The 24518-nt window shown below is 69.5% G+C and carries 15 protein-coding genes, 1 tRNA gene and 1 pseudogene; 6 read left to right on the top strand and 11 right to left on the bottom strand.

Translation table 11 applies throughout. The features are described from left to right. Positions 1 to 4: 4 nt before the first annotated feature. The 3 genes and pseudogenes from ABZX79_RS21325 to ABZX79_RS21315 all read right to left on the bottom strand — a co-directional run bounded on the left by ABZX79_RS21325 (position 5) and on the right by ABZX79_RS21315 (position 5590). Positions 5 to 2140 carry an AIPR family protein gene (locus ABZX79_RS21325; protein ID WP_355259787.1) on the bottom strand — a complete coding sequence of 712 codons (2136 nt, stop codon included), beginning with the start codon at positions 2138 to 2140 and terminating at the stop codon, positions 5 to 7. A gap of 107 nt (positions 2141 to 2247) precedes the next feature. Continuing rightward, positions 2248 to 3920 (bottom strand): annotated as a pseudogene (locus ABZX79_RS21320) (SWIM zinc finger family protein). 230 nt (positions 3921 to 4150) lie between these two features. After that, positions 4151 to 5590 (bottom strand): ATP-binding protein, encoded by a 1440-nt coding sequence (locus ABZX79_RS21315; RefSeq protein WP_355259784.1) that lies wholly within the window; start codon positions 5588 to 5590, stop codon positions 4151 to 4153. Positions 5591 to 5852: 262 nt separating this feature from the next. Between ABZX79_RS21315 and ABZX79_RS21310 the strand changes: the two genes are divergently transcribed. Beyond that, positions 5853 to 5925, top strand: a tRNA-Arg gene (locus ABZX79_RS21310). A 203-nt stretch (positions 5926 to 6128) separates the two neighbouring features. On the opposite strand, the gene ABZX79_RS21305 is transcribed toward ABZX79_RS21310, so the two are convergent. Continuing rightward, positions 6129 to 8426 (bottom strand): hypothetical protein, encoded by a 2298-nt coding sequence (locus ABZX79_RS21305; protein WP_355259781.1) that lies wholly within the window; start codon positions 8424 to 8426, stop codon positions 6129 to 6131. A gap of 275 nt (positions 8427 to 8701) precedes the next feature. Here ABZX79_RS21305 and ABZX79_RS21300 point away from each other — a divergent pair, with 275 nt between their 5' ends. Beyond that, complete coding sequence (locus ABZX79_RS21300; protein ID WP_355259778.1) at positions 8702 to 9217, top strand: hypothetical protein; 516 nt, start codon at positions 8702 to 8704, stop codon at positions 9215 to 9217. 91 nt (positions 9218 to 9308) lie between these two features. Here the strand turns inward: ABZX79_RS21300 and ABZX79_RS21295 are convergent, their stop codons facing one another. From ABZX79_RS21295 to ABZX79_RS21285, 3 genes are all read right to left on the bottom strand, one after another. Next, positions 9309 to 9866, bottom strand: a complete 558-nt coding sequence (locus tag ABZX79_RS21295; RefSeq protein WP_355259775.1) for a hypothetical protein — start codon at positions 9864 to 9866, stop codon at positions 9309 to 9311. Positions 9867 to 10033: 167 nt separating this feature from the next. Further along, the gene (locus ABZX79_RS21290) at positions 10034 to 10180 is read right to left on the bottom strand and encodes a hypothetical protein (RefSeq protein WP_355259772.1); all 147 of its coding nucleotides are present in this window, start codon (positions 10178 to 10180) and stop codon (positions 10034 to 10036) included. A 139-nt stretch (positions 10181 to 10319) separates the two neighbouring features. Next, a complete protein-coding gene (locus tag ABZX79_RS21285; protein WP_355259769.1) occupies positions 10320 to 13631 on the bottom strand; it encodes a BTAD domain-containing putative transcriptional regulator in 3312 nt (1103 codons plus the stop codon). A gap of 248 nt (positions 13632 to 13879) precedes the next feature. On the opposite strand from ABZX79_RS21285, the gene ABZX79_RS21280 reads away from it, so the two are divergent. After that, entirely contained in the window at positions 13880 to 15508 is a 1629-nt protein-coding gene (locus ABZX79_RS21280) for an MFS transporter (RefSeq protein WP_355259766.1), read from the top strand. 78 nt (positions 15509 to 15586) lie between these two features. On the opposite strand, the gene ABZX79_RS21275 is transcribed toward ABZX79_RS21280, so the two are convergent. From ABZX79_RS21275 to ABZX79_RS21260, 4 genes are all read right to left on the bottom strand, one after another. After that, entirely contained in the window at positions 15587 to 17065 is a 1479-nt protein-coding gene (locus ABZX79_RS21275) for an FG-GAP-like repeat-containing protein (protein WP_355259764.1), read from the bottom strand. Positions 17066 to 17236: 171 nt separating this feature from the next. Further along, positions 17237 to 17704, bottom strand: coding sequence for a DUF1772 domain-containing protein (locus ABZX79_RS21270; RefSeq protein WP_355259761.1), 468 nt, complete (start codon positions 17702 to 17704; stop codon positions 17237 to 17239). A 57-nt stretch (positions 17705 to 17761) separates the two neighbouring features. After that, the gene (locus tag ABZX79_RS21265; RefSeq protein ID WP_355259758.1) at positions 17762 to 18631 is read right to left on the bottom strand and encodes an ABC transporter permease; all 870 of its coding nucleotides are present in this window, start codon (positions 18629 to 18631) and stop codon (positions 17762 to 17764) included. Further along, a complete protein-coding gene (locus ABZX79_RS21260) occupies positions 18628 to 21318 on the bottom strand; it encodes an alpha/beta fold hydrolase (protein WP_355259755.1) in 2691 nt (896 codons plus the stop codon). Before ABZX79_RS21260 ends, ABZX79_RS21265 begins: the two co-directional genes overlap by 4 nt. Positions 21319 to 21363: 45 nt before the next feature. Here ABZX79_RS21260 and ABZX79_RS21255 point away from each other — a divergent pair, with 45 nt between their 5' ends. The 3 genes from ABZX79_RS21255 to ABZX79_RS21245 all read left to right on the top strand — a co-directional run bounded on the left by ABZX79_RS21255 (position 21364) and on the right by ABZX79_RS21245 (position 24409). Continuing rightward, positions 21364 to 21861, top strand: coding sequence for a GNAT family N-acetyltransferase (locus ABZX79_RS21255; RefSeq protein WP_355259752.1), 498 nt, complete (start codon positions 21364 to 21366; stop codon positions 21859 to 21861). Then, positions 21858 to 23099 (top strand): pyridoxal-phosphate dependent enzyme, encoded by a 1242-nt coding sequence (locus tag ABZX79_RS21250; protein ID WP_355259749.1) that lies wholly within the window; start codon positions 21858 to 21860, stop codon positions 23097 to 23099. Before ABZX79_RS21255 ends, ABZX79_RS21250 begins: the two co-directional genes overlap by 4 nt. Positions 23100 to 23218: 119 nt before the next feature. After that, positions 23219 to 24409, top strand: a complete 1191-nt coding sequence (locus tag ABZX79_RS21245; RefSeq protein WP_355259746.1) for a S8 family peptidase — start codon at positions 23219 to 23221, stop codon at positions 24407 to 24409. Positions 24410 to 24518: the final 109 nt, after the last annotated feature.

Here is a 24518-nt window from a genome sequence, read left to right as displayed (position 1 = left end):
GCCCTCATTGGAGCAAGTCGAATTGTTCCTCCTCCGGCAGGGACTCCGTCAGGAGCCGCTGCCAGAGCTGCTCGGCGAGGTCCACCAGCGTTCCGTCCTCGCCCAGCACGCCCCACTGTTTCGGTCCCTGGACCGCGCTCCACGCCTCGCGCCACTCGGCCTGCTGCCAGATGTGCGTGACCAGGCCGCTCGGTGAGTAACGCTTCCCGTCGGCCTCCCAGAGCAGGGGCTTGCGCCGGTCGTTGATCCAGGTCGCGTAGGCCCGGCGCGGGTCGGCGTTCAGCCAGTCCCCGATGGCCTGCTCCTCCGTAGCACTGGGGTGGTACATCAGTCTGGTGCCGGCCGGAATGCGGTCGTGGTCGATGAGCAGGGTCACGGTGTTGGGACGCCTTGGCGGCTTCGATTCGTCCCGCTGCTGGTACGCCGCGAGGTCTCCGGCGTCCGTACCGTCGGCGAGCGCCCGAAGGACGGCTGCGACCAGTTTCCGGGAGCGCTCCTCGCTGGCGAAGGTGCTGGTGATGTAACTCCCGCCGCCGAAAAGGTGGTTCACCAGTGGAATGAGCTGGGCAAGCGTGGCACCGACCCGTGCCGGTACGTCCTCCAGGGCAGATTCCCAGCCCGAGTCCGGTTCGTCGATCCCCTCCGAGCCGACCTGCTGGGCCACCATGTGCGCCACCAGCAAAGCGCCGCTGTCAGCGATCGACCCCGCCCGCCCGGACAGCGTGGAGCGGACCTCGTGCAGGGACTCCCGCACGCGCCGCATCAGCAGGACGCTGCGCCAGATCTGATAGGCACTGGGCCTGCGGCCGAACAGCCGGGTGTAGATGCCGCCGGGACCGTCCTCCCAGAGCGCGTCGGCCGAGCCCTTCACCCGTACCGCCAGGGCCGGGTCCGGGTGGGCGCAGGCGAGGGCGGTGGCGGCCTCGCGGACCGAGCATCCGAACGCCGGCGACGGCTCGATCTCACCGCGCTTGAATACGTAATCCTTGTCGAGAGAGAGCCGGAAGTCCTCACGGATCAGGCTCTGTACTGGCTTGATCGCGATGAAGTCGGACCGCTCCATGTGGTTCTGCGTGTTCGTCGCCTCGGTGATCTCGCCTGCGAACCCTTCCGGGGCGCCGGAAACCGAGATGATCCGGACGGTGACATACGCCTCGCCCACCGCTTCCTCGTTCTGCTGGAACGCCCGGTGCGCGGAAGTGACGGTCTGCGCACCGTTGACGACACTCGCGTTTTCGAGGACCAGCTTGACGGGTTCGCTGGGTTTATGCTTCGCGAAGAAATGCGGCTCGATCTTGTCGCACTGCACAGTGATGCCGTTGTGGCGGTACCAGAAGCCCTGCGGATCCCGGATGAGACTCTCGACGAGCGTCTGGTTGACTCCGGTCAGGCCCAGCGATCTGCGGACGTTGCGGTCGTACAGCCGCTCTCCGTTGCCGGCGTACCACTGGGCGAGTTCATCGGCCGCCACCAGCCCCGAATACGCCTGGTAGGGGGTTTCCCGGGAATGCCAGCCCTGCGTCATGGTGGCGGTGAGGGTGATCGGCTCTGGGGTGAGGTCCTCGCGGACGGCGCGGTGGAAGTCGGTCTGGTTCAGCACCCGGTGCTCGATGGAGCGCGTGTAGCCGCCGAACTCCTGGGCCGCTTCGTCGAGTATGGCCTCGGTTTCCGTAGACAGGTGTCCTTCGCCCATGACAGCGATGACGAGGACCACCTTGCACGTAGGCACGTCAAGCACCGACCGCACCCGGTCAGCGAGACGCCGGAACCGTTCGTTGAACTGGTCGAAGTCCCGGTTGTCGAGCTTCTTCAGGCCGTGCACCAGCTTGTGTGCGGCGCTGGTGTCGAAGCCGGCCTTGCCCTTGTCGCTCCACTTGGCCTGGATCAGCCACAGTTCGGGGGCGGAGGCGGAGAAGGCGACGGCGTCGATACCGAAGTCGTCCCGGCCGTCGATCACCGACTCGGCCGCTTCCTCCGACGTACAGTCCGTGAGCATGCGAGCCGCCCTGGCGGACAACGCACGCGAGTTGAAGGCATTCTCACGTTCCGAAGGCTGACGTTTCTCGTAGTCGGCGAGCGAGATCAGCGGATCGAACTCGCGCTTCAACGCATCGCGCACATGCCGGACTTCCAGCGGCATTGCCTGCCCGCTCCTGCTCATCCCTGCCCCCAGTCACGATCATGCGCTTGAACTTTTCATATGCTACGAGAATTGTGAGCACGCGGGAGGGATCAGATACGTCCGCGTCACAGCCCGTGCTGATCGAGAAGGCGCATCAGATTTCGCTTGCGCTTCTGTTCGGCGCGGAGCTCGCCCAGGTAAGCGGTGAACTCGTCCGGCGACCCCAGCCGGCGATGGCAGTCGCGGACGCTCAGCAGAAGGCTCACCAGCTGTTCGTAGACGGTGTTCCCCGTTTCGCGCCTGAGAGGTTGGATGCGCTCCAGGTATACGCGCAGCGCATCGGCGGGCCGGGTGTCGCGTAGGCGATCGGCGAGGATGAGCCACTGCCGGCTGTCGGCACCCGTCTCGGTTGCGGCCTGCCAGGCGGCTTCGGGTTCGTTGTCGTCGAGCAGGGCGTCGATCAGGGCCGGGCCGCCGTACCGGCCCTTTGTGCGTGGGGCCGCGTCGGCGCGCAGCAATTCCAGGGCACCCTCCCGCTCCGTCTGCCAGCACTCGGCACCGCGCGCTTCCTTACGGAGGTTCTGATACGCGGCCAGCGAACGGTGCGCGGCAAGTTGGTCACGGCGCAGGGCGACTGCCCGGGGGCGCTGCCCGGACTGTTCGTAGCGCGTGCAGAGGTAGTCGATCAGGCGGCTGTCGAGGTCGGCGGGGTCAGGGGTGTCCTCGATGCCGCGCTCGGCCCAGGCGAGCGCCTCGTCCGGGCGGCCGGCGGTGTCCAGTTCCGGGCGATGGTCAGGTGCGTGCTGCCGTCCGGGGCAAGGTCGGCCGCGTGCACGGCGACCAGGGCGTCCACGTTCCCCTCCGCCTTGGTCAGGCGCTCCATCAGGTACTTCTCCGCCCAGCCCGACCGGTTGCCGCGCCAGGCATCGACCACCAACTCCCTTGCAGTGGAAAGCCCTTGTTCGCCGAGAACGTCCCGGTAGTCGAACAGGTCGATGTCGGTCAACTCGTTGAGGTCACCGAGCAGGTGGCCGACCAGCCACTGCGCCGTCGCCACCGGATCCGGGTGCGCCTCACGGCACGCGTCGAGATGCACTGCGGCGAGATCACCCCCTACCGAGCCGACCGCGCCGTCGGAATCGTCGATCTGCTCGTAGGCGCCGCCCAGTTCACGCATCGTGTCCCGGGCCAGGGTCATCGCCTCCGCGGGCTGTCCGGCTTCGGTGAGTGCGGCGATGGCGGCCACCGCCTGTGCGGCTTGTTCTCCGTAGGCGTGCGCGTCCGCGTATTCGACGTATCCGTAGCGCGCGAAGGGGCCGATGTCGAGGAGTTCAGTGATGCGCGCGCGGACCTCGGCGAGGTCGGCCCGCGCGGTCGCGGCCCGCAGTTCCAGGCGTCGGCGCAACTGCCGGTCCCGCGCCACCTGTTCCCGTACGAGTGTCAGCAGCTCCTCCCGTGAAAGTGCGGCCAGCCACGTCTCCAGGCTCTGTGTGCGGGCCTTGGCCCGGGTGCGCTGCCGGGGCAGGCTCTCCGGCCGGCCGAGCACGGTGAGCCCCACCGCGACCAGGTGTTTGCAGAAGTTGCCGTCGAGGCCGTAGGGGCAGTCGCATTCCCCGGTGATGCCCGCGGGGCCGTCGAGCGACAGGTGGACCTCATACGTATCCGTCCCGTGGACGGTGGCGGTGATCCAGCTGTCCCCGACCTCCAGACCGGTCACCGCGTCCAGGTAACCCAGACCCCGCTCGAAAGAGCGCGGCCCCGCCAGTACCCGCAGATCACCCTCGGTGAACTCGTCCATGGCCTCATCTCCCTCCTTGGCGTCGCGATGAGCACGTTACGCTCGTCCGCTTCAGCCATTGGGGGCTTCAAGCCGAGCCGGCGCAGTGCTCAGTGTCACCGCCTGCCCTGGTCGGGGTCGCGGGCAAGGACCGGCGGCACATCAGGGCTCCGGCGGACGGTATCTGCCTTCCTGGAAATCCACCGCCACACCCGAAACGGGAGCGTGCCTCAAGAAGCCGGGCACCACGACTACCGCGGCTGCCACGCCCGTACAAGGTCCTCCGGCCCCCAGTGCGCCGCCAGCGGCAGATTGTCAGCCACTCCACAGCGGGAGACCGCGACGAGCGGGGTACCGGGTTCGGCACCGGGGACGGCGAGCATGTCGCGTACCAGGGCGTCGTACTCATGACGACCGAAAGGCTGGGTCTCCAGCCACTTGACCGATCCGACGAAGTGCACCTGCCGGGCCACCGGCTCACGGTCTGCGCCGATGAGGTCGATCTCGGGGTTGTTCTGACGGTTCCACCAGCCGCCGACTGCCTCGGTCTCGGGCCACTCTTCATCGGGCAGCAGGCGCAGCAAGGACTCGCGGATCAGCGGCTCGACTGCTCGACCACGCCAGGCGGTCCAGGACCTCTCGATGCGTTCCAGCGCCACGTCGCCGCGACCGCGCTCGATCAGCGGGATCGCGCGTTGCAGGAACGCCAGCCAGAACCGCAGATACGGGTCGGCGATCCGGTAGCGCTTGTTCTTGCTATCCGGCTTGACTGACAGGGGGAGATCAGCAGCCAGTACCCGCTTCGCCTGCAGCCTGGTCAGCAGCGGGGAGAGCGTGCCCGACGGCAGCGCACTGGCGCCGCCGGCTTGGGCGGCGATCGCACTGAACGTTCGCTCACCACTGCCGACCGACTCGAGCACCGCCCGGGAGTGCGAGGCTTCGGGAAACTCACCGAGCAAGGACAGCTCGCCGGCCACCAACAAGGGCGACAGGGGATTCGCGACCGACTCACGTAGGAATTCCGCCCGGCTCATCCCTGGCCGCCATGACTGCACAATCTCCGGGAATCCACCGGTGATCAGCTGGGCATCCACGGTGTCCGCCGCGTCGAGCCCGGTCATGGCCTGCACGTCTGACAGGTTCAGAGGCTGGATGGTCATTTTCGCCGCCCGCCCGAAGAAGGGACGCCCGTACGACTGCAGCGCCTCCATCACCGACATGTCGCTGCCGACGAGCAACAGGAGCACCGGCTTGGACGACAGTTGACGGTCCCAGACTGTCTGAAGCGCGCCCTCGAATTCCTGGTCCTGCTCAACCAGCCAGGGCACCTCATCGATCACCGCGATGCTGGGCCTGTCGTCCGGGACCGCGAGTGCGAGCGACCGTAGGGCCTGGTTCCAGTCCTGCGCCTGGAGTCCGGCGACCAGTTCCGCCCCCGGCAGCGGCGACTGCGCCAATGCCGCAGTGAAGTCTGCGCGCTCCGCCACGGGGTTACGCCCCCGGGTGGCCTGGAACACGATGTAAGGCGCGCCCGAACGGTCACAGAACTCCTGAACGAGCCGCGACTTCCCCACTCGCCGCCGTCCCGTCAGGATCACAGCTCGGCCCCGAGTGGCGCCACCACTCTCTGCGACTGTCCGGTACTGCCCAGCCAGCAGCTCAAGATCGCCAGCTCGGCCCTGAAACTCCACAGCACGCCTCGCGGTAAGGGTAGACATTTTCTTACGTAGATTGAATGTTACTTCATTGGGCCGACGTGCACCAAGAGGCACCACCCCGGATGGCAGGACTTGCCCCTGCGTTGGTGCGTCAACGCAGGACATGCACCGGGGTCGACGGTCGCGAAGGGATACATCCGGCTGGAGCGCATGGAATCGCCCAGCGGAGATCATCCCGCATGCGTCCCACGAATTTTTGACACCTTGTCACGACGTCGAGGAGTGGCAGGTCACAGCCCTAGATCCGCGATGAGAGCAGGCGCCTTCTAAGCGCTTGGCCGCAGGTTCGAGTCCTGCCGGGGGCACCACCGCCCAGCCCTCCCTCGCGGAGGGCTTTTTTGCTGGTCAGCGCGGGGCTCGCAGAACGCGCGCAAGAGCCGGACCGCGATGTCCGGCTGTCACCGGGTTTCTGCGGGGCGCCGGACAGCATGGCTCCCCTGACCCCCACACATGCTGCGGCCCCGCACCCAAGAGGTCGGGGGCGGGGCCGCAGCGCGCGTCGTACGTCAGGTCAGCCCTGTGCGGACTTCCTGCGGCGCATCCACCACGTCAGGCCGCCACCGACCGCCGCGAGGGCCGCCGCGAGGGCCGCGATGAGCCCGATCGGGGTGTCCGACCCGGTGTCGGCGAGGTCGCCGTCCGGATCCTGCGGGCCCGTCGTCGGCTTGTCCGCCGGAGGGATGGACGGGGTCGGGTCCGACGGTGCCGGAGTGGACGGCCGGCCGGTCGGCTTCGGATCCGTCGGTGTCGGCGTCGGTGTCGGCGTGGGATCCGCACCGCCACCACCGCCGGTGGACTTCGCCGCGGTGTTCCCGCCCAGCAGTAGCAGACCCTTGTCCTTCGCGTCGCCGGTCACCGTCTGGATGGAGCTCTTCGTCTGACGGGGCTTGTACTGGTGCTCCGCCTGGAACCGCACACTGGTGATGTTCCGCTTGGGCTGCTTGGAGAAGTCCACACCGCCCACGCTGTAGGTGTACGGGCCGCCTCCGGCGTCGTGCTCCCACTTCGACTCACCCTCACGGAACGACTTCAGGTACGCCTGGTAGGTCGACTCCCGCGTCCAGTCCTTGTTCGCCCCGCGCAGAGGCCACTTCGACACGTCATCAGAGTTGATGATCGGCCGGTAGTCCGTGGGCGCCTTGGCGTCCTGCTGACGGATCCACTCAGCCGCCACCCGGGCTGTGTAGACGCGGCGCAGGTCGGCGTACGCCGGATCGTTGTTGATGCGCTTCTCGACCTCGGGGATGATCAGCCGGTTGACCTGCTGTTCAGCCCACTTCTTCTCGGCCTCGTCGAAGTCGCAGAAGAAGGAGCCCGGCGGGACGTTCGTCATCTTCATGTACTCCGACTTCACCCTCAGCGGTGCGTCGAGAATGTAGATGCCGCCGTCCTGTTCACGAACCTGCGCGGTGCCCGGCTCAATCCAGTTACGGACCTGGAAGAAACACGGAACGCCGTCCTCGTTCTTCGGCATGGACTTCCAGAACCGGTCCGCCTCGTCCCGCTTGGTGGGGTTGATGGCGTCGGCGTAGTCCCGCTTCATCTCCAGGTCGGCCTCCAGCAGGACCCGGCCGGCGTCGGTCTTCCCGAACTTGGCGTCCATGATCTTGTCCGGCTGGTCCGGGTTCAGGTTCACCCAGAACTTCGAGGGATCCAACGCCAGCCACGTGAAGAACGCGTCCGAGATCATCTGCGCCTTGGCCTTGCCGCCCCAGCCCGGCGTCCGGTCCTCGTCCGTCTTCCTCGCGGAGAACGAGTAGTCCAGGCCCTGGCCCTTGACGGGCTTGCCGACGTAGCGCAGATCCAGGGTGGAGAAGTCGATACCACCCGGACCGCGGGGACGCTGGTTACCACCGTTGAGTTCCCGCGCCCGCTCCGCCTGCGCCTTCGCGTCCTTCGGCGTCGGCGCGGAGTTGTTGACGGCCTGGTTCCCCGCACCCCGCGACCCCTGGTTCTGGCCCGGCTTGGGGTTCATGTACGGGTCGTACAGGCTGTGCGGGCCCGGCTTGTAGCGGGGTTTGCCGTCGGCGATGTGCTCACGGGTGACGACACGGTTGCGGCCCTGGGCGTCCTTGCCGAACTCCTTGTCCAGCCCCTTGTAGGTACTGGTGGCGTCGGCGGACTTGCCCTCACCGAAGATCCCGATCAGGCGGGCCTTCGGGTCCGCCCGCATCACCGCCTGGTCCTTCGGGGTCTGACCCGACTTGTGGTTGGGCCCGGACTTGACCTCGACATGCTCACCGGTCTTGTAGTTGACCGCGTCATACCGGCGGAAGCGCTTGTTGCCCTTGTCGTCGGTGTACTCGACGTCCTCTTCGCAGTACCAGTCCGGCCCGGTCAGCCCGAGGTCCTTCACGACTTTCTTATGGAACGCCTCACCCTTGGCCTTACGGGACGCCATCTCGATGTACGCCTCGTTCACCCACCGGTCGAACGATCCGTACTTGTTGACACCGTTGTTGCCGTCCAAGTACCGCTTGTAGGACGCCCACACCTTGCGCGGGTCGCCCTCCTTGTACTTCTTGGGATCCGCGCCGGTCGCGTCGAGGATCTTCTGCCGCTCAGCATCAGTGTCGCCGGGGAGGATGACCCCGTCCATGGCCTGACGCTGGTTGTCGTAGAAGTAGTCGTCCCACTCGTCCAGGTCGCGGATGGTGTCCTGTCCGTCCAGCGGCTTGTTCCTGGGCGGAACACCCTTCAGGTCGAACAGGTCTTCGCACAGCTCCTGCTTCTTCTTCCCCGGTACCGGTTTCGGCTTCGGCGCCGCGTCAGCGCTGCCCTGAAGCCCCGGCAGTCCGGTGAAGGCCATCACTCCGGCGCAGGCGAGAGCCACTGCAGCCCTCGCCCACCCCCGCACGCGTAACGGTCGTATCGAATGGCTCACGTAATGTCCTTGGGGAGCCCAGAACGGGTGTGATCTCCAGTGACGCCAGGGGCCCCCGTGGTCGTTGGCGTCACGAAGCAACCACCATAGAGGGCCGGTTGTCATGCTCGCACCAACCGACACGGCGCGCCGGTTCCCAACTCGGCTGGTTTTCCCGATCGTTACGGGGACTGTCAGAGGCGGACCGTAGGCTCCCAGGTATGAACGTGACCTCACCGCAGTGGCGCGACAACCCCCGCCTCAACCAGTGGCTCACCACCCAGCAGGAGGCCTTTCCCGCCTGGCAGCAGGCCACCCCGGGGACATGGGACTTCACCCCCGCCTCCCTCGACCGGCTCGAAGACGCCATACGCGGCCGGTACGCCACCTACGAGGAAGCCGACGCCGCGCACGAGGACCCGTTCATGACGGTCGCCGTCTGGTACCTGGGAGAAACCGTCCGCCGCGCCCACCCGGACGCCGTCTGGTCATGCAGCCCCACCCCAGGGGAAGGCGCCTGGGCCCGGGTCAGCCCCCTGCTGACCTACGCCACCGAAACCCTCGACGACCAGGTTCGCGAGGAGATCGAGGAGCGCGAGGCGGCGTACGACGAAGTCGTCCCGCAACGAAACCCGACCGACGACATCAAAGCCCTCCACATCAGCGACCGGCGCCTGAGTGAGGCCCTGGACGACTACACCGCCTTCCACGAATACCTGGCGTCCGTGGCCGGTTGACGTACTCCCCCGTACTCCCCCGTACTCCCCGCCCTCAAGGACTGGGGCAGGGTACGGCCCGGCATACGTCGCCCGCGCACTCATGCTGTCGCTAGGCGTCCATCTCCCCCATCATGATCTGCATCATCGCGCCCATGACATCCTGCGGGTTGAGCGTCGAGGCACCCGCCGGGGCCTTGACCGGGGCGGCATCGGCGTTGAAGCCAATGGACACCGGGAGCTTGCCCGCGGCCTTCTTGTCGAACTGCGCGAGATCGATGGTGACGCCGGACAGCTTCTCGTCCTTGATCGCCACGTCGAAGTCGATGTTCTTGCTGGGGACGTCCTTGAGCTCGGAGAGCTTGAACTCCTTCGGCAGCTGCTTCTCCATCGGCTTGAGCGCCTCGGCGATCGCGTCGGCGGTCTTCCCCGCCGGGACCGCGACCTTGACGTGGTCGGCGCCGTCGCGGCTGCCCGCGTCGGTGAACTTGGCGTTGTCGGCGATCTCCTTGCTCAGCGCCTTGGTGATCTTCTGCTGGGTCTTGGTGTCAAGGGCCCCCGTGTCAGGGAACGGAGACGCTTCGCCGGCCTCCTCACCCATGCTCTTGGAGAATTCCTCGAACGCCTTCGGGTCGATCGAGACCCACTCTCCGGCGAGCGCGTCCTTCACTGACCGGTACGACGACGGCAGCTTGTCGGCGGAGTCGAGGAAGGACTCGCATCGGCCGCGAGCCGTCGCCGCGGTCGCGAACCTCGATCATGTCCTTGCCCTGGCCGTACGACATACGGAAGGCGGTTGACGCGCCATCCTTTGTGTCCTTCAGCGGCTTCTTCAGCTCATGGACAGGGAGATGTCGTCCAGATCTGCTGCTCGGTGCCGTCGAAGCCGAAGGTCATGGTGACGGCCTTCTGCCCGGTGAACCCATCGACGGCATGCTGGACCTTGGTGCCGGCGCTGATGTTCTCGGTGCCACAGGCGACCATGGAGTGGTTATGAATACGACGCAGCCGGCGGCGGCCACGCCCTTACGCATGATGTTGATGTGGTACTCCGTTGCTGGTCAGGTGAGTGCTGATCACTCTGACTCGCAGGGCCACCGGAAGGTTGACGGAAGCGTCCGGATTACCCGTTCACCTCAGGGAGCGGGTTCCGCAGGTGTTCTTCCGGTGTCAGTACGCCGCCCCGCTCGAACTCGGCGGCGTATGCGGCCTCGCCCAGTGCGTCCCTGACCCGGGTGGTGATGCGGTCCACGTCGGAGCGTTCGCCGCCGCGCAGGAGTGCCCGTACCGACTGTCTCGTCGCGGTGGCCGCGCCCAGCAGCCGGGCGGCGTGCTCGTTGCGGCCGGCCAGGGACTGGGCGCCGGCCAGGCCCTCCAGGGCCAGCGCGATCGCCCGGGGGTCGCCGGAGTCGCGGGCGGCGGCGTAGCCGTCCCGTTGCAGCGCCAGAGCGGCCGGCGCGTCGCCGCGGGACTCCGCGACGAACCCGAGCTCGGCCAGGATCAGCGAGGGCCTGGCCGGCTCGTAACCCATCTGACGGTGCAGGTCGAGCACTCGGTGCAGGTGCGTCTGGGCCGCGTCCAGGTCACCTGCCCTGCGGGCCCCGAGGCCCAGTCCGATCTCGGCGAACTGCTCCCCGAACGCGTCCGACTGCTCGGCGGCGAGCCGCCTGGCGCGTTCGTGGAACTCCTTGGCCTGCGGAAGGTCCCCCGTCAGCAGCGCCACGCGGCCGAGGCTGGAGAGGTGGAACGACACCTGGATCCACAGCCCCAGATCCTCGGCCATCCGCAGTCCGTCCCGGTACAGCCGCCCGGCCTGCTGGTAGTCGCCGGTGATTTCGGCCAGTGTCCCGAGCGGCACCATGGCCTGGAGCTGCCCCCACTGGTCACCCAGGTCCCGGAAGAGTTCGAGGCTCTGCTCGCCGTTCCGCCGCAGCGCGCTGAAATCTCCGCGCAGCTTCGCGTGGAAGGTCAGACTGCCCAGGGCCGCGGCCGCCCCCCAGCGGTCGCCGACCGACCGGAACGTCGCCAGCGCCCGGTGGATCAGGTCCTCGCTCGGCCGCAGGTCGCCGATGCCGTAGAGGCTGGACGCGAGGAACCACTGGGCCCGGGCATACCCGCCCGGGTCGTCGGCCTGCACCTGTTCGTACGGCTGGAGCGCGGTGCGATACTCCGCCAACGGGTCGGCGACGCCGCCGAGTACCAGCTTGAAGCCGCCCAGCAGGGCGGTGGCCCTGGCCGTGGCGGCGGACGACGCAGGCGCGGCGCCGCTGATCGACAATGCCGCGGTCAGGGACCGCTTGGCCTCGTTGTTCCGGCCGCGCAGGTACCAGTACCAGCTGAGCGCGTTGGTGAGGCGCAGGGCTCCGTCGGCGTCACCGACCTGTACCGCGCAATCGAGCGCCGTACGCAGGTTCGCCGTCTCGGCGTCCAGGCGGTGCAGCCACTGCCGCTGGCCGTGACCCCGCAGCTGCGGCTCGGCGTGTTCGGCGAGGCCGGTGTAGTACTCGCGGTGCCTGCGCCGCAGGGCCTCGAACTCGCCCGCGTCCTGGAGGCGTTCGACGCAGTAGGCGGTGACGGATTCCAGCAGCTGGTACCGGGGCCCGTCCGCGCCGTCGGTCATGACCACCAGCGACCCGTCCACCAGGCGTGCGAGCACGTCGAGCACCTCCGTACGGTCCACGTCCCGCGCGGCGCAGATCTCTTCGGCGGCGGCGAGCGTACAGCCGTCGGCGTGTACGGCGAGCCGACCGAGCACCGCACGCTCCTGATCGCCGAGCAGCTCCCAGCTCCAGTCGATCACGGCCCGCAGTGTGCGCTGGCGCGCCGGGGCGCCGCGCGCTCCCACCGCGAGCAGGTGAAACCGGTCGTCGAGGCGCGCGGCCAGCTCGCGTACGCCGAGTGCCCGCACCCGGGTGGCGGCCATTTCCAGGGCGAGCGGAATGCCGTCGAGGCGCCGGCAGATCGAGACGACCGCCTCGACGTTGGTCTCGTCGAGTACGAAGTTCGGTGCCGCCGCCGTCGCCCGCGCCACGAACAGCTCGACCGCGCTGAAGCGGCGTACGGCCGCGGGGCTGAGCTCCGTCGTGGCCTCGGTCCCCTCGGGCCGTCGCAGCGGGGGCACCTCTTGGAGGTGTTCACCGGTGATGCCGAGCGGAACCTGGCTGGTGGCCAGGATCCGCAACGCGGGTGCGGCTTTGAGCAACTGCTCGGTCAGCTCCGCGACCGGGCCGACCACATGCTCGCAGTTGTCGAACACCAGCAGGGTCGGCCGCTCGCCCAGCGCCTGGGCGACCCGGTCGGTCAGCGAGGGCGGCGCGCCCCCGGCCCCTGGTCCGGCGCCGACCATGTCGTCCCGTACCCGCAAAACCGCGCCGACCAGCTCGTGCACCCCCGCGGAGGAACTCGCGGACCAGGAAGTCGCGGACCGCGTGCGCGGGGACGGGTCGAGGGCGCCGAACTCGGCAAGCCGTACGCCGCCCGGGAACTCCGCGACGAGCTGCGCGGCGGTCGCCAGCGCCAGCTGCGTCTTGCCGACCCCGCCCGAACCGGTCAGTGTCACCAGCCTGTTCGTGCCCAGCAGTGAGCGGAGCTCGCTGATCGCCTCCGCCCTGCCGATCAGGCCGGTGAGCGCGGTGGGGAGGTTCGTCGGCGGGTTGGCCGCGGTGGTGGCGGGAGAAGGGACGGCGGTCAGCGCCACGTCCTGGGTGAGGATCGCCTGGTGCAGGGCCGCGAGTTGGGGGCTGGGGTCCAGGCCCAGACTGTCGGCGAGCCGCTCGCGCAGGTCGGCGTAGCTGGTGAGCGCGGCACTCTGCCGGCCCGCGAGGTAGAGGGCGCGTACGTGAGCGGTGCGCAGCCGTTCCCGGAGGGGGTGCAGGGCGACCAGGTCACCGAGCTCGTCGGCCACCAGGGCGTGTTCGCCGAGATCCAGCCGCGCCTCGGCCTGCTCCTCCAGCGCGGTCAGCCGCTGTTCCTCCAGCAGTTCTCGCGCGGCGCGGGTGAACTCCTCGTCTGCGAATTCGGCGTACGCGGGCCCGCGCCACACCGCGAGTGCGTCCGCCAGCAGGGCGGCACGCACCCGGGGATCGGCGGCGGCCCGCGCCCGTGCCGTCAGGTCGCGGAACCGGCCCGCGTCCACCGCGCCTGCGTCGACCAGCAGTTGATACCCCGGTGAACGGGAGACCACCAGCTCCCGGGCGCCCGGCTCGGCGGTTTCGAGCGCTCGCCGCAGCTGCCACACCTTGTTCTGCAAGACGCCGACCGGGTTGTTCGGCAGCTTCGTACCCCAGAGGTCGTCGATCAGCCGGTCCACGGACACCGGTCTCTCCTGGTGCACCAGGAGACGGGCCAGCAGGGCACGGACCTTGAGCTCCGGTACCCGGACCGGGCGCCCGTCGGCTGTCCACACCGCCAACGGACCGAGCACCCCGAAACGCATGTGATCACGCTAACTCGGCGCGGCGATCAATGACAGAGCGATATCGGTCCGGTCCCCTGATGACCGCCAAGAGCGGCCGAGAGGTCGGTCGAGGGAGGCCGAGAGGTCGGTCGAGGGAGGCCGAGAGGTCGGTCGAGGGAGGCCGAGAGGTCGGTCGAGGGCGGCCGAGAGCGGACCGAGAGAGGGCCGGGAGAGCTCGCGGTCACTGTGGTGGCCGGATCACATCCACGACTCGCAGAAGGAATCCCATGTCATCGAACGCCCCTGTGGCCTCCGCGCCCAAGGCCGGGGCCCGGGAATGGGCCGGGCTTGCCGTGCTGGCCCTTCCCACCCTGTTGATCTCCCTCGACCAGAGCGTGCTGTTCCTGGCGCTGCCACACCTCGCCGAGGCCATGGCCCCCTCCGGCACGCAGGCGCTTTGGATCATGGACGTCTACGGATTCATGGTCGCCGGCTTCCTGGTCACCATGGGTACGCTCGGGGACCGGATAGGGCGCCGCAAACTGCTGATGATCGGCGCGGTCTGCGTCAGCGTCACCTCGGTGACGACCGCGTACTCCACCAGCGCCGAAATGCTGATCGCGACGCGCGCGCTGCTCGGTATCTCCGCGGCGACGCTCATGCCGTCCACCCTCGCCCTGATCAGCAACATGTTCCACGACGCCCACCAGCGTGGCCGGGCCATCGCGGTATGGGCCAGTTGCTTCATGGCGGGCACCGCGCTCGGCCCGGTGATCGGCGGGACGCTGCTCGAATTCTTCTGGTGGGGTTCGGTGTTCCTGTTGGGCGTGCCGGTCATGGTGATCCTGCTGATCGCGGCGCCGATCCTGCTGCCGGAGTACCGCGACCCCGGCGGCGGCAAGCTGGACCTGCTCAGTGTGGTGCTCTCGCTGGCGACGATCCTGCCGGTCGTCTACGGGCTCAAGGAGCTCGCCAGGTACGGCTGGGAGCCGCTGCCGAGCGCGGCGATCCTTCTCGGTGTGGTCCTCGGCGCGGTGTTCGTGGCGCGGCAGCGCAAGCTCACCCACCCGCTGCTCGACATGCGCCTGTTCAGCAGTGGCGGCTTCACCTCGGCGCTGGTGATCCTGTTGCTCTCGATGATCGCCACGGGTGGGAGCTACCTGTTCATCACCGGTTTCCTCCAGATGGTCGAGGGGCTGTCCCCGATGGAGGCCGGGCTGTGGATGGTGCCGTCGGCGCTGGCCTCCATCGTCGCCGGGCAGTTGGCCCCGGTCATGGCCAAGCGGTTCCCGCTGGGGGTCGTCATCGCCGTGGGGCTGGGGAGCAGCATGCTGGGTTACGTGCTGATCGCCTTCGTCAGCCCGGTCGGCGGGCTGCCGCTGCTGGTGGCCGGCTTCGTGATCGCCTTCTTCGGCGGCGGCCCCATCGGGGCACTGGGTACCAGCCTGGTGGTGGGCTCCGCCCCGCCGGAAAAGGCCGGTTCCGCTGCCGCGCTCTCGTCGATCAGTGGCGATCTGGGTGCGTCGCTGGGCATCGCCGGGCTGGGCAGTCTCGGCGCCGCCGTGTACCGGAGCGAGCTCGATCTGCCGGCCGGTCTGCCGGCGGGCGCGGCGGAGACGGCCCGGGGCGGCATGGAGGGAGCGCTGACCGTGGCCCAGCAACTGCCCGCCGAAATGGGGGGCAAGGTGCTGGCCGCCGCCCGGGACGCGTACACGAATGGACTGAACACGGTCGGGATCGCATGCGCGGTCCTCGCCGCTGTGCTGGCCTTCACCGCGGCGACCGTGCTGCGCGGTGCGGGGGCCGGGCAGGGGAAGAGCCCCGAGGAGGAGGGTCCTGGGCCGGAGGGGCCAGGGCAGGACGAAACGCCCGCACCGCCCGCCGGGGGAAGGCTCGCGGCTCTGCCGGAGCGGTAGTCCTGCCCCGGACCAGCAGTGCCCCGCCGCGCGACACTCTGCGGCGGGGCACTGCTCTTTACCTTTTCCCGTGGAGGGTCAGCGGTTGAACGAGGAGCCGAGAGCGGCTCCGGGGGCCACGGTGCCCAGCGTGCCGGCGCCGAAGGTGAAGGAACGGGTGGCGGTGATGCCCGCCGTGGTGCCAGGCAGGACCCACACGGAGCCCTCGCCGGCGTTCTCGTTCGAGGCGCCGACAAGGAGTTCGGCGCGGGCGTCGCGGTTGGTGTCCACCAGCTTCACCGCGAAGCCGAAGAAGTCGTCCGTCTCGGCGACGCCGGTCACTCCGGGGGTGTCCTGGTTGAAGCCCTGGGCCTTGGTGCCGGTCGGGCCGGTGGCCGAGCCGCGCATGACGATGACCGAGCCGGCGCGCTTGAGCGTGCCGATCGCTTCACCGAAGACGCCGATCGCGATGTCGCCGTAACCGTCGCCGTTCACGTCGTTGATCGATACGGACCTGCCGAAGGCGTCGTTCGGCTCGGCGGCACCCGGGATACCGGGGCTGTCCTGGTTGAAGACCCGCGCCTTGGAGCCCTGCGGGCCGGTGGCGCTGCCGGGTATGTACGTGATCATGCCGCCCTTGGCCATCGGGATGCTCACGTCGCTGTCGCGGCCGTCGACGGAGCGGCCGACCACGATGTCCGCGTAGCCGTCCTTGTTCACGTCGCCCGCCGTGATGTGCTCGCCGCCCTCGATGCTGTAGCCGTTCGTGCCGGCGACCATGGCCTGCGGCGCGAAGCCCTCCGGCGTACCCACCCAGTAGGCGGCGGACCGTGAGTCCCACTCCTCGCCGCTGGTCACCGCGGCCACGAGGTCATCGGTGCCGTCGCCGTTCACGTCCCCCACCGAGGTGTCGAGGAAGCGGGTGTCTCCCCCCGGCCTCGGGGTCCCGGACGTGCGGGCGGCGCCGTCGCGGCCGAACGGTCCGGACAGGAGGTGGATGTCGCTGGTATGCGCGATGTACGCGATGTCCGGGTTGCCGTCGGCGTCGAAGTCGCCGGACTTGACCATGTCGCCGACCTGCTCTCGCAGGGTCTTGCCCTCGGCCAGCACCGCGCCACCGGCCAGGCCCGTCGCGCCGCCCCAGACGACGGACAGGATGCCCGCGTCCTCGACGGTGCCGACGTTCTCACCGGTGGCGCCGACGATCAGGTCGGCGTATCCGTCGCGGTCCAGGTCCTCGGACGTGACGGCCGAGCCGAAGGCGTCACCCGCTTCGGCAACTCCCGGTATCCCGGCGGTGTCCTGGCTGAAGACCCGCTTGGACGCGGTCTTCAGACCTGTCGCCGATCCGTACATCACCGCGACGTAGCCGGCCTTGGCCTTGCCATTGACGGTGGCCGAGGGCGCCGTGAAGGCGACATCCGCGTACCCGTCGCCGTTGAAGTCGTCCCCCTTGACGGTCGTGGCAGCCGCGCCGCCGGCGGTGGGCGCGGCATGGGCCGCTGCCGGGAGGGCTACGACGGCGGACACCACGGCGGCGGCCAGGGCGACGCTGGTACGGAGTGCTTTGACAGGCACGCTTACTCCTTCAGTGCGGAACGAGGCTGTGACGGAGCAGAAGCTCCGTGCACGCCTCACCAGACACTTGAGCTCCGCAAATAGTTGCCCTGCGGTTAACTCTCCGCAACTGGGCGGCAAAGTGGGGCTGTTCAGCTCGCCGCACCACGCCCCGCCGTCGTCAGGCCGTCGTCAGGCCAGCGAGGCGCTCACGACCAGGGCGAAGCCCGCTGTGACCAGCAGCGTGCGTACCAGGTGCAGCCGGTTCCACCGCGTCTCGAAGGCGGCGCGGGCTTCGCGGTCGGTGGTGGCTGTCTGCTCGGACGAGGCGAGGGCGTTGTTGAGGGGGATGTTCCCGGCGATCGTGATCAGGTGGTTGAGGATGACGAGCCCCAGGCCGGCTCCCAGCAGCCCCCATTGCGCAGCCGACCTGTCTTCGCCCGGGACCGCCAGCGCGGCCGCCGGGAAGGCAACCGAGGCGAGCATGACCGACACGAACACCCCACGCGGTACGTCCTCGTTGATACGCCGCATCGCCGCCACGAACTGTTCGTCCGTCAGCCGCCCCAGGGCGGGCATGATGCCGGTGAGGAAGATCAGCATGAATCCGGCGTACAGCCCTGTGGCGACTACGGCGAGGGCGATGAGGGAGGTGGCCATGGGGCACATCATGGCCGACCCGCCGTCACGACACGATGCCCTTGCCGCGTCCCGCCCTCAGGACACGATGTCCTTGCGGCCGAATCCCCGGAAGGCGAGCGCGAAGAGCACCAGTGCGTACGTCACCGATACCGCGGCCCCCTTCAGCATTCCGCCCCACTCCAGCTGCGGCTGAAGCGCGTCCGCCCACGCGAACTGCCAGTGTGCGGGCAGGAAGTCGCGCCAGGACCCCAGCGCCGTCACCGCGTCCAGCACATTGCCCACGATCGTCAGACCGACCGCGCCGCCGACCGCGCCCAGCGGGGCGTCGGTCTTCGTCGACAGCCAGAAGGCGAGAGCCGCGGTGACCAGCTGCGAGACGAAGATGAAGGCCACGACCAGCGCGAGGCGCGGTATGGCGTCCCCGGCCGGCAGCGACCCGCCCGTCGGCAGCTCCAACGATCCCCAGCCGTACGCGATCGACCCCGTCACCAGCGCCACGACCGGCAGCAGCACCATCGCGGCGAGGCTGAAGGCCAGCGCCACCGCGAGCTTGCTCCACAGCAGCCGGGCGCGTGGCACCGGCGCGGCGAGCAGGTAGCGCAGCGAGGACCAGTTGGCCTCGGAGGCCACCGTGTCGCCGCAGAACAGCGCCACCGGCACCACCAGCAGGAAGCCGGCGGACACGAACAGGCAGGTCGCGGCGAAGTTGGCGCCGGACGCGGTGGCGGTGTCCATCAGGGTGACCCGGCCGCCCTCCCTGCCGGGCGTGCCGCCGATCGCGAAAGCCGCGATCAGGATGAGTGGCAGGGCGCCCAGCACGGCGGCCATGACCATCGTGCGCCGCCTGCGCCACTGCCGCATCGCCTCGACGCGCAGCGGGAGGGTGTGTCCCGGCCGATATCCGGGGGCGGATTCGGTGCCCGGTTCAATGACGTTGGTGCTCATGCGGAGGAGCCTCCGATCAGGGTGAGGAACGCGTCCTCCAGGCGGCGGTTCGGACCGACACCCGTCAACGGAACGTCCAGACGGACCAGTTCGCCGATGAGCGTGCTCGGTGACGCCCCGTCCAGCCGTACGAGCAGGCCTTCGTCGGTGCGTACGGCGGACCCGATGCCCGGCAGCCCGGCCACCTTCTCGGCCATCGCCTCGCTCACCTCGCCCTCCGTCGTCACGAGCAGCGTGTCCGTGCCACCGGTGATCTCCGCCACGGGTCCGGCCTGCATCAGCTGCCCCCGGTCCATCACGACCAGATGCGTGCAGGACTGCTCGACCTCCGAGAGGAGGTGGCTGGAGACGATGACGGTGCGGCCCGCCGCCGCGTACCGGATCATCACTTCGCGCATCTCGCGGATCTGGGGCGGGTCGAGGCCGTTCGTCGGCTCGTCGAGGATGAGCAGGTCCGGCATGCCGAGCATGGCCTGTGCGATGGCGAGGCGCTGCCGCATGCCCTGCGAGTACGTCCGTACCGCACGCTCCAGCGCGTCGCCGAGCCCCGCGATCTCCAGGGCCTCCTCCATGCGGGAGTCCTCGGGAGGCCGGCCGGTGGCCTGCCAGTACAGCTCCAGGTTGGCGCGCCCGGTCAGGTGCGGCAGGAAGCCGGCGCCCTCGACGAACGAGCCGACGCGCGAGAGCACGGGCGACCCCGGCCTGATGGCGTGCCCGAAGACCCGGATCTCGCCGCTGTCCGGCGTGATGAGGCCCATGAGCATGCGCAGGGTGGTCGTCTTGCCCGCGCCGTTCGGCCCGAGGAGCCCGAGCACCTGTCCCTTCTCGACGCGGAAGGACAGATCCCGTACGGCATACCGGTCGGCCGACTTGGCGTACTTCTTCGTCAGGTCGGTGATCTGCAGCGGCACCTCGGCGAGCGCCGGGTCCGGCGCGGGCGCCGTGGCCCGCCGCCGGGCGGTGACCAGCAGCGCGGCGGCCAGGGCGGCGCCGATCGCGGGCAGCCCCCAGACCCACCACGGGAGCGGGGCCGCCTGCGTGTTCACACCGGACGCGGTGGGCACGCTGAGCGTCCCGTCGCCTGCGAGGGAGACGCTGTACGCCCCCGGGTCGGCCGGGGACGCGTACGCGAGGTCGGTGGTGGCCAGCACGACGCGCAGCCGGTGCCCGGCCCTGACCTCGTGGTCGATCGCCGGCAGCCGGAACTCGACGGTGGCGCCGTCCTTCGCACCGGCGCCGGTGACGCCCAGCGGCGAGACGAGCTGCGAGGGCAGCACCTGCTGGCGCCCGTCCGCGCTCACGTCGTACACCTTGCCGAACAGGACGGCGTCGTCGCGGTCCGACTTCACCTTGACCTTGACGGTCGGCGTGCCGGTGACGCGCAGGTCGGAGGCGAGCGCGGCGGTCTCGAAGCGGGCGTTCTGGCCGGGGAAGTCGAGGGAGAGCCCGACGCCGAGCCCAGAGAGCTGGGACAGCGCCCCGACGCCCGGTACGGCGGAGATGGCGGGCGGGTTCGCGCCGGCCGGATTGGCGAAGTGCTGCTCGCGCTTGCCGGTCGCCAGCTTCAACTCCCGCCGCCCGGCTTCGAGACCCGGGTAACGGTCGCTGGTGGCGCCCCTCAGCTGGGCCGCACCGTCCGTGGAGGAGACACCTCCGGTACGGGTGACACGGAAGGCGGGCCCGGTGTCCGTGCCCTTCTCCCCCTTCAGGTAGCGGTCGAACCAATCGGTGATCCGGCCCTCCACGCGGGCCCTCTCACGGTCCCCGCCGTCGTGCCCGCCCGCGATCCAGTCGACGGCGACGGGCGCGCCGTTGCCGTCGATCGCCTTCGCCATCGCGTCGGCGTGGTCGAGCGGGAACAGCGAGTCGTTCTGGCCCTGGACGATGAGGGCGGGCACGTTGATGCGGTCGCCGACGGCGGACGGGCTGTGCGCCTCCAGCAGGTCACGGGCGGCGGCGTCCGGCTTTCCGCTGACCGCGACCCGTTCGTACATCTCGCACAGCCGCTTCTCGAACCTCTCGCAGCCGCCACCCGTGTTGATGAAGATTCCGGCCCAGAGCTTCTTGAAGACCCCGTCGGGGAAGAGCGCGTCGGCCATGTTCCAGTAGGTGATCTGCGGTGCGACGGCGTCGACCCGCTTGTCATGTCCCGCTGCGAGGAGCGAGACCGCGCCGCCGTACGACGAACCGCTGACGCCGACACGCGGATCGCCCTTCGCGTCGAGCCGCACCTCGGGGCGCTCTGCGAGCCAGTCGATCAGCCGCGATACGTCCTTGACCTCGCCGTCCGGATCGTTCAGCCCGATCTTCCCGGTCGACTTCCCGAAGCCCCGCGCGGACCAGGTCAGCACGGCGTACCCGTCCCTGGCCAGCTGCTCGGCCTGCGCCTGTACGTCGCGCTTGCTGCCGCCGAAGCCGTGGCCGAGGAGGACGGCGGGCCGCTTTTCGGGTCCGCCGTCCGTTTCGTCAGTTCCGTCCGTTCCGTCCGCCGTGAAGAACGAGGTGTCGATTCTCACCCCGTCCTCGGCTCCGCCCCCGTCCATCCTCATGATCCGTTCCTCGCGGTGCACGGCGGGCGACGCGTCATTGTCCGAGGCGACGGCCGTCCACGTACCGCCCCCGACGAGGACGGCACACGCGGCGGCCGCACCGGCGAACGCCCGGCTGCGGGGAATGCGTAGCTTCATACCTGAACCCTAGGTCCCGGGTATGACAGCCGATGCTGCCCGCAGATGGAAGCCTCTGGAGTACTCAAGGAGTACGAGGCCGCCGGCCCGTACCGCGGTGGGAGTAGCGAGGGGAGCCCGATGGACATCCGACCGGTCGTCCGACAAGCGACGACAGTGGCCGAACTGACCGCCGCCGAACACCTCTACGACGGACCGGCCCGCCCGGACTGGGCCGAGCGTTTCCTGGCCGCGCCCGGCCATCTGATGCTCATCGCGTACGTCGGCGGGGAGCCCGTCGGGATGGTCTCGGGCATCGAGATGACCCACCCGGACAAAGGCACCGAAATGTGCCTGTACGAACTGTCCGTCGACGAGGCGCACCGGCGGCGCGGCATCGGCCGGGTCCTGACACGGGCGCTGGCGGAGGTCGCGAAGGAGCGCGGCTGCTACGACATGTGGGTGGGCGTGGACCGGGACAACGACGCGGCGCTGGCGACGTACCGCTCGGCGCAGGCCAAGGACGACGGCGAGTTCGCGATGCTGACCTGGACCTTCGAGTGAGCGCCGCCTCTGCCTCGCTCGCGACGGAGTCCTCGCTCGCGACGGGCCAGCGCTCGCTCGGCGACCCCGAGGTCCGCTACCCGCTGTGGCCGCCGCTGACCGCCGGCTGCCCGGCCACCAGTACCGCCGCCATGGCGTACCCGGTCGAGGTGGACTACGCGTACGACGACGTACCGAGCACCCTCTTCGACCCGGCACCCGACCGGGGCGGCATCGACCGCTGGGCGCCGCTCCTGCCGCCGCTCCGCGCCCCGGGCCTGGGCGAGGGCCGCACCCCGCTCGTCGAACTTCCCGACGGCGTCTGGATCAAGGACGAGTCCCGCAACCCCACCTGGAGCCACAAGGACCGCCTGAACCGCTGCACGGTCAGCGCGGCGGTCGGCTCGGGCGCGCCGGGCATCGTGGTGGCCTCCTCCGGCAACCACGGCGCGTCGGCGGCGGCGTACGCGGCGCGCGCGGGTCTGCGCTGCGTGGTGCTGGCGTCGGCGGGCGCCCCGCCAGCCGTTCAGTCGTTCCTGGACGCGTACGGCGCGGTCGTCCTCCCCGTACCCCAGCACGAGCGGTGGCCCCTGATGCGGCAGATCGCCGACCGCCTCGGCTACCACCCCGTCAGCAACCTCACCGCCGCCGCGCACACCGGCCACGCCTTCGGCCCGGAGGGCTACAAGACCGTCGCGTACGAGATCCACGCCGAACTCGGGGTCCCGGCGGCGGTGTTCGTCCCGACGGGATACGGCGAGCTGCTCTTCGGCGTATGGAAGGGCTTCGCGGAACTGGTCCGCCTCGGTCTCGCCGCCCGTACGCCCCGGATGTACGCCTGCGAGCCGGCGGGCGGCGCCCCGCTGGCGACGGCGCTGGACGGTGGCCTCCCGGCGGCAACGGTCCCGGAGGCCCCCACCTCGGCGTACGCGATCGACTGCACGGTGAGCGGCTACCGGGGCGTGGTCGCGGTGCGGGAGAGCGGCGGGCGGGCGCTGCGCGTGACGGACGCGGAGATGGGCGCGGCGCGGGCGGAACTGGCGGGCTGCGGACTGTGGGCGGAGGTTTCGGCGGCGGCGGGCTTGGCGGGGATGCGCCAACTGCCGCCGTCCGACGGGGAGGGGCCGGTGGTCTGCGTCTCGACCTCCAGTGGCTTCAAGGACATGGACGTAGGCACGAATGCGCCCAAACCCCTCTCCCCGCCCGACTGGACGACGGCAGCCGAGCGCCTGCGCGCAGCAGGTATCTCTTTGGCTTGATTCCGCCCGTAGCACGACCTTGTGCACTTGTGCGCCGCACGAGACCCTGTGCTGCGCATCCGCACCACACCGCACCACGCAACCCGTAATTGCCCGCGATCCGGTCAACGAAAGGTCAGGTGCACGACACAATGAGACCCACTCTCCGCCGCGCAGGGGCCCTGATACCCGTCATAGCCCTCGCAGCCGGTCTCCAGCTCGCAGGCCCTCCCACAGCACAGAGCGCGCCCGCCGGTGACCTCCGTCTGGCCCCGTCCTCAACGGCGGTCGAAAACAGCTGGATTGTCGTCCTGAAGGACGGCACGACGCGCGCCGCCGACCTGGGCGTCACGCCGAAGCACGTCTACCGCAGTGCCCTCAAGGGCTTCTCCGCCACGATGTCCACGACACGGGCCGCGAAGCTGGCCTCGGACCCGAAGGTCGCGTACGTCGAGCAGGACTCCCGGGTCCGGCTCAACGAGACGCAGACGAACGCCACCTGGGGCCTCGACCGCGTGGACCAGCGCAACCTCCCGCTCTCCACGACGTACACCTACAACACCACCGCGTCGAACGTCTCCGCGTACATCATCGACACCGGAATCCGCACCTCCCACAGTGAGTTCGGCGGCCGCGCCACGGTCGGCACGGACACGGTGGGCGGCGGCCAGAACGGCCAGGACTGCCAGGGCCACGGCACGCATGTCGCGGGCACGGTCGGCGGCAAGACGTACGGCGTCGCGAAGGCCGTCAAGCTGGTGGCGGTGCGCGTCCTGGACTGCGCGGGCTCCGGTACGACGGCGGGCGTCATCGCCGGTGTCGACTGGGTGACGGCGAACGCGCAGAAGCCGGCCGTGGCCAACATGAGCCTGGGCGGCGGCGCGAACACCTCCCTCGACAACGCGGTGAAGAAGTCCATCGCCTCGGGCGTCAGCTACGCCGTCGCGGCAGGCAACGGCAACTTCCTCGGCTGGCCCGCCAACGCGTGCAACTACTCCCCCGCCCGGGTTCCCGAGGCCATCACCGTCGGCGCGACCGACAGCAGCGACCGCCGCGCGTCGTTCTCCAACTACGGCACCTGCCTGGACCTGTTCGCGCCGGGCGTGAGCGTCACCTCGGCCTGGAAGGACAACGACACGGCCACGAACACCATCTCCGGTACGTCGATGGCCGCGCCCCACACCGCGGGCGTAGCCGCCCTCTACGTCTCGGCCAACCCCACGGCCACCCCGGCCCAGGTCCGCGACGCCCTGGTCAGCAACGCCACCCCCAACAAGGTCCAGGACCCGCGCACCGGCTCCCCGAACAGGCTCCTGCACTCGCTGTTCTAGCCGCGTGATCCACTCCTCCGGGCGTCGGTGGGCGTCGCCGCGTCCGGAGGAGGGTAAACAACAGTTCCTATTTCATTCAGCGGATATCCAGTATCCTCAGTGAATATCC

This window comes from Streptomyces sp. NPDC002994, from assembly GCF_040611155.1.
Lineage (GTDB): Bacteria > Actinomycetota > Actinomycetes > Streptomycetales > Streptomycetaceae > Streptomyces.
Note: the sequence above shows the minus strand (reverse complement) of the source record. Positions and strands in the feature narration are given on the sequence as shown.

What these genes read in the sequence shown, in the direction of transcription:
- ABZX79_RS21290 (WP_355259772.1), bottom strand. Translation starts at nt 10,180, where the DNA reads ATGGTCGCCTGTGGCACCGAGAACATCAGCGCCGGCACCAAGGTCCAG.
- ABZX79_RS21300 (WP_355259778.1), top strand. Translation starts at nt 8,702, where the DNA reads ATGAACGTGACCTCACCGCAGTGGCGCGACAACCCCCGCCTCAACCAG.
- ABZX79_RS21285 (WP_355259769.1), bottom strand. Translation starts at nt 13,631, where the DNA reads ATGCGTTTCGGGGTGCTCGGTCCGTTGGCGGTGTGGACAGCCGACGGG.
- ABZX79_RS21280 (WP_355259766.1), top strand. Translation starts at nt 13,880, where the DNA reads ATGTCATCGAACGCCCCTGTGGCCTCCGCGCCCAAGGCCGGGGCCCGG.
- ABZX79_RS21265 (WP_355259758.1), bottom strand. Translation starts at nt 18,631, where the DNA reads ATGAGCACCAACGTCATTGAACCGGGCACCGAATCCGCCCCCGGATAT.
- ABZX79_RS21255 (WP_355259752.1), top strand. Translation starts at nt 21,364, where the DNA reads ATGGAAGCCTCTGGAGTACTCAAGGAGTACGAGGCCGCCGGCCCGTAC.
- ABZX79_RS21260 (WP_355259755.1), bottom strand. Translation starts at nt 21,318, where the DNA reads ATGAAGCTACGCATTCCCCGCAGCCGGGCGTTCGCCGGTGCGGCCGCC.
- ABZX79_RS21305 (WP_355259781.1), bottom strand. Translation starts at nt 8,426, where the DNA reads ATGGCCTTCACCGGACTGCCGGGGCTTCAGGGCAGCGCTGACGCGGCG.
- ABZX79_RS21325 (WP_355259787.1), bottom strand. Translation starts at nt 2,140, where the DNA reads ATGCCGCTGGAAGTCCGGCATGTGCGCGATGCGTTGAAGCGCGAGTTC.
- ABZX79_RS21270 (WP_355259761.1), bottom strand. Translation starts at nt 17,704, where the DNA reads ATGGCCACCTCCCTCATCGCCCTCGCCGTAGTCGCCACAGGGCTGTAC.